This window comes from Yersinia alsatica, assembly GCF_902170305.1.
GTDB classification, from domain to species: Bacteria; Pseudomonadota; Gammaproteobacteria; order Enterobacterales; family Enterobacteriaceae; genus Yersinia; species Yersinia alsatica.
This window is the reverse complement of sequence record NZ_CABHWW010000006.1, coordinates 89417-99115: the sequence shown is the minus strand read 5'-3', so window position 1 is coordinate 99115 and position 9699 is coordinate 89417. Positions and strand designations below refer to the sequence as shown.

Below are 9699 nucleotides of genomic sequence, written 5' to 3'. Positions count from 1 at the left end.
GCTTCTGCCTGCCGAAACAGGCTTCGATATCGTCTTGCGAGTGCCCACACAGATTGTCTGATAAATTGTTAAAGAGCGTTCGTTACCCGTTTGCCTTTCAGCGAATCTTACGGTAACGCGGGAGGCAGATAATACGCTTTCCCGCTACAGAGTCAACCACTTAATCAGTTAATTTTCTCTGTTCTTCCCGGCCACTCTGTGAAGTTGCTCACAGCGCCGTGTCGATGGATGCGCATTATAGGGAGCCGCTTCAGAATGGCAAGGGTTTATATTAAAGTTTTTTCTGACTGCTTATTATTTGAACGTAACGACTACTTGTGACGCGTTTTTATCGCTTTTGGCAGATCTGCCAGGCTATTTAGCACCCAATCAGCACTAGCCTGACCTTCAGCGGTAACCGGCTTGCCGCTACGAACTAACACTTTAGTACCGATATTCGCCGCAGCAGCTGCCTGCATATCTTCAATTTTATCGCCAACCATATAAGAAGAAGCCATATCGATGTTCAATTCACTTTGCGCTTGCAGTAACATGCCCGGCAATGGCTTGCGGCATTCACATGTTTCACGGAACTCCGCTACACTGCCATCGGGATGATGCGGGCAGAAATAGATACCATCCAAATCAACACCACGGTCGGCAAGGGACCAATCCATCCATTCGGTTAGGCTTAAGAATTGCTCTTCGGTAAAGATACCGCGCGCAATGCCCGATTGATTGGTAACCAGAACCAAAGCAAAACCCATTTCTTTCAATTCACGGCAAGCATCAATGACACCGTCGATAAACTGAAAATTATCAATTTCGTGGACATAACCGTGATCGACATTAATTGTGCCATCACGATCTAAAAATATTGCGGGGACGGGCTGAGTCACTTATTTGCTCCTAAGGGCTGTCAAGGCCGCTAGTATCGCATGTTTCATTGTCGATTGAGAATGGAAGAGAATAGGTGTTGCCAGTTGACTTGGCCGTCTAGACGCCTTAACATCCAATCCATACTTTGGTTCTACTGAAGTTTACTTTTTATCTAGCCACGGAAACGACGATAAAATAAGAATAATATGATTAAACTTTCTCACATCAGCAAAGTGTTCCAGCAGGGTTCGCGCACTATTACCGCGCTTTCAGACGTGAGTCTACACGTCCCAGCTGGGCAGATTTATGGCGTTATCGGTGCCTCAGGCGCCGGTAAAAGCACCCTGATTCGGTGCGCCAATATGTTAGAGCGCCCTACCAGCGGACAAGTTCTGGTTGATGGGCAAGATCTGACAACCTTATCTGAAGGCCAATTGACGCGAGCTCGTCGTCAAATAGGTATGATTTTCCAGCATTTCAACCTGCTATCTTCCCGTACGGTATATGGCAATATCGCGCTGCCACTAGAGTTGGACAATACTTCGCGGGCAGATATAAAGAAGAGAGTGACTGAGCTGTTGGATTTGGTCGGTCTGTCCGATAAGCAAGATGCTTATCCGGCAAACCTGTCCGGTGGGCAGAAACAGCGTGTTGCTATCGCCCGCGCATTGGCCAGTAATCCTAAGGTTCTATTATGTGATGAAGCCACCAGCGCGCTAGATCCAGCAACAACTCGCTCAATTCTGGAACTGTTAAAAGATATCAATCGCCGTTTAGGGCTAACCATTCTGCTGATTACCCATGAAATGGATGTAGTGAAACGCATCTGTGATCAGGTGGCAGTTATCAGTGAAGGTAAATTGATTGAAAAAGATAGCGTTAGCGAAGTGTTCTCTCACCCGAAAACTCCGCTGGCTCAGCAATTCATTCAATCAACCTTACATTTGGATATTCCAGAAGATTACGCCCAGCGTATGACTCAAGAGCCAAGCACCGACCGAGTGCCCCTGCTGAAATTGGAATTTACCGGCCAATCAGTTGATGCGCCGTTAATTTCACAAGCAGTGCGCCGCTTTAATATTGATATCGGCATTCTTAGCTCGCAAATGGATTATGCCGGTGGCGTTAAATTTGGTGTCATGCTGGCCGAGGTGCATGGCGACGCTCAAGATGGCCTCGCTGCCATTAAGTTCTTACAAGATCATCATGTAAAAGTAGAGGTTCTGGGTTATGTCTGAGGCAATGATGTGGTTAATGGCCCGAGGCGTCTGGGAAACTCTAATGATGACCTTCGTGTCTGGTTTCTTTGGCTTTGTTCTAGGGCTGCCGGTTGGGGTGCTACTGTATGTCACTCGCCCAGGGCAAATTATTGCGAATAACAAGGTTTATCGAACCTTGTCTGGCGTGGTGAATATCTTCCGCTCCATACCTTTTATTATCTTACTGGTATGGATGATTCCATTCACTCGGATGATTGTCGGTACCTCTATTGGTTTACAGGCAGCAATTGTACCGTTAACTGTAGGTGCCGCTCCCTTTATCGCCCGTATGGTGGAAAATGCGCTGTTGGAAATTCCATCTGGTCTGGTTGAGGCCGCACGTGCAATGGGCGCAACACCAATGCAAATCATTAAGAAAGTGTTGCTGCCAGAAGCCCTTCCCGGCTTAGTGAATGCAGCCACAATTACCTTAATTACCCTCGTGGGCTATTCCGCGATGGGGGGAGCAGTAGGTGCCGGTGGCCTAGGTCAAATCGGCTATCAGTATGGTTACATTGGTTATAACGCCACTGTAATGAATACAGTATTAGTATTATTAGTAATTCTGGTTTACCTGATTCAGTTCAGTGGCGATCGGATCGTAAAAGCCGTTACCCATAAATAGTGATTAACCAGCGGCTGCCTCACACAGCGGCGCATCTTAACGAATGTCTATAGAGGAAGGGATATGTCTTTAAAATTCAAATCTATCGCGGCAGTCAGCGCACTGATTGGTACTCTGGCACTGGTGGGTTGCGGCCCGGCAGAGAAAGATCCAAACCACATTAAAGTAGGCGTTATTGTGGGTGCAGAGCAACAAGTTGCAGAAGTGGCTCAAAAAGTAGCAAAAGACAAATATGGCCTGGATGTTGAGTTGGTGACATTCAACGACTATGTGCTGCCAAACGAAGCATTGAGCAAAGGTGACATTGACCTGAATGCTTTCCAGCATAAACCTTATCTGGATCAGCAAATTAAAGATCGCGGTTACAAACTGGTTGCTGTTGGCAACTCATTCGTTTACCCGATTGCTGGTTATTCTAAAAAAATCAAATCTCTGGATGAACTGCAACCAGGTTCTCAGGTAGCGCTGCCGAACGACCCGACTAACCTCGGCCGTTCTCTGTTACTGCTGCAAAAAGTGGGTCTGATTAAGCTGAAAGAGGGTGTTGGCCTGCTGCCAACTGTGCTGGATGTGGTTGAGAATCCTAAAAACCTGAAATTGGTTGAATTGGAAGCACCTCAGTTGCCACGTTCTTTGGATGACCAACAAATTGCCTTGGCGGTTATCAATACCACTTATGCCAGCCAAATTGGCCTGACACCAGCGAAAGATGGCCTGTTTGTGGAAGATAAAGAGTCACCTTACGTGAACCTGATCGTGGCCCGTGAAGATAATAAAGATGCGGAAAACGTGAAGAAATTCGTCCAGGCTTACCAGTCTGACGAAGTTTACGACGCTGCAAACAAAGCCTTCAATGGCGGCGCAGTCAAAGGCTGGTAATCGCCAATTGACTATTTTACTGAATACTTGGTTTACTCTATTCAGTATTTGCTAAATATATTGCAAGACGGGCCCTGGCCCGTCTTGTTATTTGCATAATAGATTGCTTCAATAGCGCCTCTTAAATAAAAAAGGCTGAGGAATTTCTATGCGTGCGTTACCTCTGTGTCTGTTAGCCCTCTCGCTAACTGGATGCTCCATGCTTCAATCAAAGCCATCCACCACAGACAGCCCGGTTAAGCAACCCCCTCCGGTTACCAAACCCAGCCCTACGGTTGCCCCTCGTCCGGCACCAGTAAAACTGTATAAAAGTGCTGAAGAGCTTGTTGGCAAGCCTTTCCGCGACTTAGGAGAAGTGTCCGGTGAGTCGTGCCAATCCACCGTTCAAGACTCGCCACCGAGTATCGCAACTGCCCGTAAAAGAATGCAAACCCGAGCATCTTATATGAAAGCCAATGCGGTCTTACTGCATCAATGTGAAATACTCAGTGGTGTCCCCGGCTGTTATCAACAAGCCGTGTGTCAGGGCTCCGCACTGAATGTTTCATCAAAATGAGTGTATTTTCCTTTAATCAGATCGGTGTCATCCGCTCGCCCTATAAAGAGAAGTTTGCAGTACCGCGGCAGCCCGGTTTGATTGAAGATGGCGGTGGAGAGTTACAACTGCTGGCCCCCTATAACCAGCCGGAAGCGGTACGCGGGTTATCTGATTTCAGTCATCTATGGGTGATGTTTGTTTTCCATCAAACCATGGATGGCGGTTGGCGGCCAACCGTTCGCCCTCCGCGTCTGGGAGGTAATGCCCGAATGGGAGTATTTGCCACCCGCTCCACATTTCGCCCCAACCCGATTGGGATGTCTCTGATTGAGCTGAAAGCAGTACATTACCGGGGCACAGAGGTGATTTTGGAGCTGGGCAGTTTGGATCTGGTTGATGGCACGCCGGTAATTGATATCAAGCCCTATCTGCCTTTTGCCGAGAGCCAGCCATTGGCACGCGCCGGTTTTGCTCAAACCGCCCCTGATGCCGATATGCAAGTTTGCTTTTCCATCACCGCTGAGCAACAGTTGGCACAACAGCAACAACGCTATCCACATTTGCGGCGTTTTATCACTCAGGTATTGGCACAAGACCCACGCCCCGCCTACCGTAAAGAAGATAGCGAAAGTCGGGAATATGCTGTTCTACTGCTGGAATTCAATGTGCGTTGGCGGGTTATTGGGCAGCAAACGGAAGTGTTATCTATCGACCATCGCTAAATTTCAGCCTGCTCTCTTTTGACAACCCGCACTCGCTGGTAAACTAAACCACTTTTTACTTTTTTGGCTGCCTCTAATTGCAGTGCTAATGGAACCAAAACATCATGCGTACTAGCCAATATTTGCTCTCCACTCTGAAGGAGACACCTGCTGATGCTGAAGTTATCAGTCACCAACTGATGCTCCGCGCTGGGATGATCCGTAAACTGGCCTCAGGTCTTTATACCTGGCTGCCGACCGGGGTTCGGGTGTTGAAGAAAGTCGAAAACATCGTGCGCGAAGAAATGAATAACGCCGGTGCTATCGAAGTTTCTATGCCTGTCGTGCAACCCGCTGATTTATGGCAAGAGAGTGGCCGTTGGGAACAATACGGCCCTGAGCTGTTACGTTTTGTTGATCGCGGCGAGCGCCCTTTTGTGCTCGGCCCAACGCATGAAGAAGTGATTACTGACCTGATTCGCGGTGAGATTAACTCTTACAAACAGCTGCCGCTGAATTTCTTCCAAATCCAGACCAAGTTCCGTGACGAAGTTCGCCCACGTTTTGGTGTGATGCGCGCACGCGAATTCCTGATGAAAGATGCTTACTCTTTCCATACCACTCAGGAATCCCTGCAAGAAACTTACGATGCGATGTATGCCGCATATAGTAAGATTTTCGAACGTATGGATCTGAATTTCCGGGCGGTACTGGCAGACACTGGCTCCATCGGTGGCAGTGCATCACATGAATTCCAAGTGCTGGCGGAGAGTGGCGAAGACGATATCGTGTTCTCAACCGGTTCTGACTATGCCGCGAATATCGAGTTTGCTGAGGCACTGCCCCCTTCTGAGCCACGCGCAGCCGCCACAGAAGAATTGCGAATCATTGATACTCCGAATGCCAAAACCATCGCTGAATTAGTCGAGCAATTCAAACTGCCGATTGAGAAAACAGTGAAAACTTTATTGGTTCATGCTCATGAAGAGAGCGGCCATAAGTTGGTGGCTCTGCTGGTGCGCGGTGATCATGAATTAAATGAAATTAAAGCTGAGAAATTACCTCAGGTTGCCAAACCGTTGACCTTTGCCACCGAAGAAGAAATTCGCGCGGCTATCGGTGCCGGCCCAGGTTCATTAGGCCCAGTTAATCTGCAATTGCCAGTAGTGGCTGACCGCAGTGTGGCAGTGATGAGTGACTTCGGTGCGGGCGCCAATATCGACGACAAACATTACTTTGGCATTAACTGGGAACGTGATTTACCGCTGCCACACATTGCTGACTTACGTAATGTGGTCGAAGGCGATATCAGCCCAGACGGTAAAGGCACACTGCAAATCAAACGCGGTATTGAAGTTGGTCATATCTTCCAGCTAGGCACCAAATACTCGGAAGCAATGAAAGCGACGGTTCAGGGTGAAGATGGCCGCAACCAAGTGATGACCATGGGTTGTTACGGTATCGGGGTGTCCCGTGTGGTTGCTGCCGCAATCGAGCAGAATCATGATGACCGTGGCATTATTTGGCCAGATGCTATTGCCCCATTCCAGGTGGCTATCTTGCCAATGAACATGCATAAATCTTTCCGAGTGAAAGAACTGGCGGAAGAGCTGTATGCCACGCTGCGTTCTCATGGGATTGACGTTATTCTCGACGACCGTAAAGAGCGTCCGGGCGTGATGTTTGCTGATATGGAATTAATTGGCGTACCACACAATATCGTTATTGGTGACCGCAATCTCGACAGCGAAGAAGTGGAATACAAAAATCGCCGTGTCGGTGAGAAAAAAATGATTAAAACCAATGAAATCATTGATTTCCTGCTGAGCCAAATCAAACGTTAATTTAGCGTTGGCAAAATGCCCAATAGATCATTGGGCATTTTCCTTACCCAGCCGCTGGAGAGTGAATAACTACCAGCGGCTTTTTATTGCTTTAATTTCAAAAAGTAAGAGTGAAATTATTTACTGTCACAGTTTTTATTCGCAATAAACTGAATATTATCTGCCGGGATCAGCATTTTATCTGACCGCCCCTCTTCCATTGACGGCCGGATATCAAAATGACCGTTAAGGCGCAGGAATACTGGCTCACCTGGATTTTTACGGGCATTCAAATACCCCTTTTCCAAGGTAATATTATTTTCTACTGGGAAAGTTTTGCCCGTGGCACAATCGGTAAACACTGCCGCATCAGCGAAGTATTTATACATCCCGCTTAATGGCATCGGTGTTTTAGGCAAAGGTTCTTCGCTCGGTACCAGTTTATAGTTCAAACTAGATTTAATCGGCAGGCCTTGCGTATCAAGCATCACCAAATTTTTACCTACTGGCTGGAAATAACGTTTTTCTCCCTGCCCATTGGTTAACACTAATTTATCGGCAGTACGTGCCCATGTACCATATTCAGCAAAGGATTGGTCGCCATCTTTGCTGCCGCGATAAGTTTCTTTCAGGACAAAGGTCCCATCGCTATCAAGAAACAGTGAGGTATCCAAGCCACTGCAATCTGCACAAGGCAGTACACCATGATAACTTTGCTGCATGGGTTGTAAATCCTGTTCAACCGGCTGATGCCGATTATTACACCCCAATAATGACAGCGCACCTACTGCCAAAAACAGCGTTATTGCTAATTTACTCACAGTCATTCTCCCATACTGTGTCCGATATATAAGCAATGAGGCCGTATCGATAGCAATCTATAAAGCTGGCCGATATAAGCATCACTCCTGATGTATTTTGCCGCGCAGCGCCTTTGTTGCTCCCTTGCGGACTTTACTTTCAACTCGCCTGATTTTTGAGCCTTTAGTCGGTTTGGTCGCCCGGCGTGCTTTCTCCACCACCATAGCTTGACGAATCAATGCCACCAGTCGCTGCTGTGCCGCCTCGCGATTCATATCCTGGCTGCGATACTCTTGTGCTTTGATGATGATCACCCCGTCGGCGGTCATCAAATGGCTATTGAGCGCTAATAACCTTTCTTTATAGTACTCTGGCAGGCTTGAGGCCTTAATGTCAAAGCGCAAATGGATAGCAGTTGAGGTTTTGTTAACATGCTGCCCTCCTGCACCTTGAGCTCGAATTGCCGTCAGTTCAATCTCACTGTCGGGCAGACTGACATTATTAGATATAATCAACACACTTATTGCCCGTTGCCTTGCCATTCATCAAAACTAATTTCCAGATTATTCTGAGCATCTGATAACCAAATAGTTCCCTCTTGCAGCGTAGCCTGTAATGACATATTACGAGTCGATAATGCCGCCAGCTTCGCCATCTGTTCATCATCAAGGAAACGCACTCGCAGATTACGGTGGCCGGACAGCTTTTCTTGCACCTGTGGCCACCATACTTTGGCGGCTCGTTCGCTGTAGGCATAAAGCACAACTTGCTGTGACTGATTACAAGCTTTACGTAGTCGCTTCTCTTCAGGAAGCCCCAGTTCAACCCATAATTCGATGCCATTGTGATCATTGTGACGCCAAATTTCTGGCTCGTCATCGGCGCTCAACCCTTTGGTGAACTGCAAACGTTCATCTGCATGGCAAATCCATGCCAATAAACGCAGCATCATACGCTGGTCCGTTTCTGAGGGGTGTTGAGCGATTGTCAGGTTAACATCCTGAAAGAAATTACGATCCATATCGGCGATGTTAACTGCGGCTTTATGGATGGTTGCTTTTAGTGCCATGAGTGACCTCTTAATTATCTGGCTGACAGTGTACTTGATTAGGTCTATCAGCAGCCAGCCAACCCTGCATAAAGAGAGTTATTAGTGTCATCAATGATAAAAAGAAACCTGCATTTCCACTCTAATATCTCTATCACTCCTGTGCTATAGTCCTTATAAGTTCAGAGTTTATCTTCGTAGTTTGACAGTGTGACTTTCCGCTGAGAATCTACCGGGTTAAACTTTTCCGGGAGGATTATTGTGCAGCAATACTGTGAATTAGTACGCCGTTTTTATGCCGAAATTGGAAGCGGTGACCGTGGCTACGTGCCAGACGCACTGCGTTGTGTATTGAAAGCATTGGACGAAGTTGCGGCTAACGACGCACTCCCGTCCTCCGTTAGGGAACAAGCGGCCTATGCCGCTGCTAACTTATTGGTGAGCGATTATGTTGATGAACGATGAATATCAACCCATCAATTGCGATGACTACGATAATCTGGAACTCGCCTGCCAACATCACCTAATACTGACGTTGAAGTTGAGAGGTGGCGAGATCGTAGAAGGTAAAGCTGTCGATCTGCTGCTGAGAAAAAAAGTCGAATACTTGATTGTTGAGCAGGAAGGGAAAGAACGTGAGCTACGTCTTGACCATATAGCCAGCTTCAGTCACCCCGAAATCGGGACTGTAATAGTCAGTGCATCATAATTTCCGTGCATTTACTGACAGGCCGCTGAAAAGCGGCCTGTTTTGTATCCAGCTTTCAAACTTACTGAATACCCATGATTTCGAGTATCGCGGTAAGCATTGCTCATTGTTATCCGAATCTCTTTAGGGTTTTAAACTGGCATAATATGCCGCCAGATCCGAAAAATCCTCATCAGACAACTGAGAAACATAAGCGCGCATCACTTCAGCCTGCCCCCCGGTACGATTGCCTTTTTTATAAGCAGCCAGAGATTGCTCAAGATAGACAGAGTTTTGCCCCGCCAGACTGGGATACATCGGCACCGAGGTTTTACCATTCATACCATGGCAAGCAACACAAGTTGCCGACTTCGCCCGGCCCGCCTCAATATCATTTTTGGCTAGTGCTGAAAAGCTGCATAAACCTAACACCACTATACTGACGACTAATTTCATCATTGCTCCTCAAAATAAACCAC

General features: G+C 47.3%; 13 protein-coding genes. 8 read left to right on the top strand and 5 right to left on the bottom strand.

Annotated elements, in window-relative coordinates; all coding sequences use genetic code 11:
* Positions 1-311 precede the first annotated feature (311 nt).
* Positions 312-878, bottom strand: coding sequence for a D-glycero-beta-D-manno-heptose 1,7-bisphosphate 7-phosphatase (gene gmhB / locus FTA96_RS01955; protein ID WP_145573085.1), 567 nt, complete (start codon positions 876-878; stop codon positions 312-314).
* A gap of 186 nt (positions 879-1064) precedes the next feature.
* Between gmhB and metN the strand changes: the two genes are divergently transcribed.
* The 6 genes from metN to proS all read left to right on the top strand — a co-directional run bounded on the left by metN (position 1065) and on the right by proS (position 6704).
* A complete protein-coding gene (gene metN, locus FTA96_RS01950) occupies positions 1065-2096 on the top strand; it encodes a methionine ABC transporter ATP-binding protein MetN (RefSeq protein ID WP_050109904.1) in 1032 nt (343 codons plus the stop codon).
* Positions 2089-2742: a methionine ABC transporter permease MetI gene (locus FTA96_RS01945; RefSeq protein ID WP_050098138.1), complete on the top strand. Its 654-nt coding sequence runs from the start codon at positions 2089-2091 to the stop codon at positions 2740-2742. Before metN ends, FTA96_RS01945 begins: the two co-directional genes overlap by 8 nt.
* 63 nt (positions 2743-2805) lie before the next feature.
* Complete coding sequence (locus FTA96_RS01940; RefSeq protein WP_050109905.1) at positions 2806-3621, top strand: MetQ/NlpA family lipoprotein; 816 nt, start codon at positions 2806-2808, stop codon at positions 3619-3621.
* Between the two features lie 148 nt (positions 3622-3769).
* Positions 3770-4177: an Rcs stress response system protein RcsF gene (rcsF, locus tag FTA96_RS01935; protein WP_050124037.1), complete on the top strand. Its 408-nt coding sequence runs from the start codon at positions 3770-3772 to the stop codon at positions 4175-4177.
* A complete protein-coding gene (gene tsaA, locus FTA96_RS01930) occupies positions 4174-4881 on the top strand; it encodes a tRNA (N6-threonylcarbamoyladenosine(37)-N6)-methyltransferase TrmO (protein WP_145573081.1) in 708 nt (235 codons plus the stop codon). Before rcsF ends, tsaA begins: the two co-directional genes overlap by 4 nt.
* Positions 4882-4985: 104 nt before the next feature.
* On the top strand, positions 4986-6704 hold the full coding sequence (gene proS / locus FTA96_RS01925) for a proline--tRNA ligase (protein ID WP_050109908.1): 1719 nt from the start codon (positions 4986-4988) through the stop codon (positions 6702-6704).
* Positions 6705-6820: 116 nt separating this feature from the next.
* Here the strand turns inward: proS and nlpE are convergent, their stop codons facing one another.
* From nlpE to FTA96_RS01910, 3 genes are all read right to left on the bottom strand, one after another.
* Positions 6821-7504 (bottom strand): envelope stress response activation lipoprotein NlpE, encoded by a 684-nt coding sequence (gene nlpE / locus FTA96_RS01920; RefSeq protein ID WP_050109962.1) that lies wholly within the window; start codon positions 7502-7504, stop codon positions 6821-6823.
* An 81-nt stretch (positions 7505-7585) separates the two neighbouring features.
* Positions 7586-8002 carry an alternative ribosome rescue aminoacyl-tRNA hydrolase ArfB gene (gene arfB, locus FTA96_RS01915; RefSeq protein ID WP_050146518.1) on the bottom strand — a complete coding sequence of 139 codons (417 nt, stop codon included), beginning with the start codon at positions 8000-8002 and terminating at the stop codon, positions 7586-7588.
* 2 nt (positions 8003-8004) lie between these two features.
* Complete coding sequence (locus tag FTA96_RS01910; protein WP_050109910.1) at positions 8005-8553, bottom strand: YaeQ family protein; 549 nt, start codon at positions 8551-8553, stop codon at positions 8005-8007.
* Between the two features lie 240 nt (positions 8554-8793).
* Between FTA96_RS01910 and FTA96_RS01905 the strand changes: the two genes are divergently transcribed.
* A complete protein-coding gene (locus FTA96_RS01905; RefSeq protein ID WP_004706681.1) occupies positions 8794-8997 on the top strand; it encodes a YaeP family protein in 204 nt (67 codons plus the stop codon).
* Entirely contained in the window at positions 8981-9241 is a 261-nt protein-coding gene (gene rof / locus FTA96_RS01900; protein WP_032910235.1) for a Rho-binding antiterminator, read from the top strand. The genes FTA96_RS01905 and rof overlap by 17 nt, the downstream gene beginning before the upstream one ends.
* Before the next feature lie 123 nt (positions 9242-9364).
* Here the strand turns inward: rof and FTA96_RS01895 are convergent, their stop codons facing one another.
* On the bottom strand, positions 9365-9679 hold the full coding sequence (locus FTA96_RS01895; protein WP_050109911.1) for a c-type cytochrome: 315 nt from the start codon (positions 9677-9679) through the stop codon (positions 9365-9367).
* Between the last annotated feature and the right edge of the window lie 20 nt (positions 9680-9699).

Bases quoted from the DNA above. Each gene is read 5' to 3' on its own strand.
- tsaA (WP_145573081.1), top strand. From the start codon at position 4,174: ATGAGTGTATTTTCCTTTAATCAGATCGGTGTCATCCGCTCGCCCTAT.
- rcsF (WP_050124037.1), top strand. From the start codon at position 3,770: ATGCGTGCGTTACCTCTGTGTCTGTTAGCCCTCTCGCTAACTGGATGC.
- FTA96_RS01940 (WP_050109905.1), top strand. From the start codon at position 2,806: ATGTCTTTAAAATTCAAATCTATCGCGGCAGTCAGCGCACTGATTGGT.
- FTA96_RS01945 (WP_050098138.1), top strand. From the start codon at position 2,089: ATGTCTGAGGCAATGATGTGGTTAATGGCCCGAGGCGTCTGGGAAACT.
- FTA96_RS01910 (WP_050109910.1), bottom strand. From the start codon at position 8,553: ATGGCACTAAAAGCAACCATCCATAAAGCCGCAGTTAACATCGCCGAT.
- metN (WP_050109904.1), top strand. From the start codon at position 1,065: ATGATTAAACTTTCTCACATCAGCAAAGTGTTCCAGCAGGGTTCGCGC.
- proS (WP_050109908.1), top strand. From the start codon at position 4,986: ATGCGTACTAGCCAATATTTGCTCTCCACTCTGAAGGAGACACCTGCT.
- rof (WP_032910235.1), top strand. From the start codon at position 8,981: ATGTTGATGAACGATGAATATCAACCCATCAATTGCGATGACTACGAT.
- FTA96_RS01895 (WP_050109911.1), bottom strand. From the start codon at position 9,679: ATGATGAAATTAGTCGTCAGTATAGTGGTGTTAGGTTTATGCAGCTTT.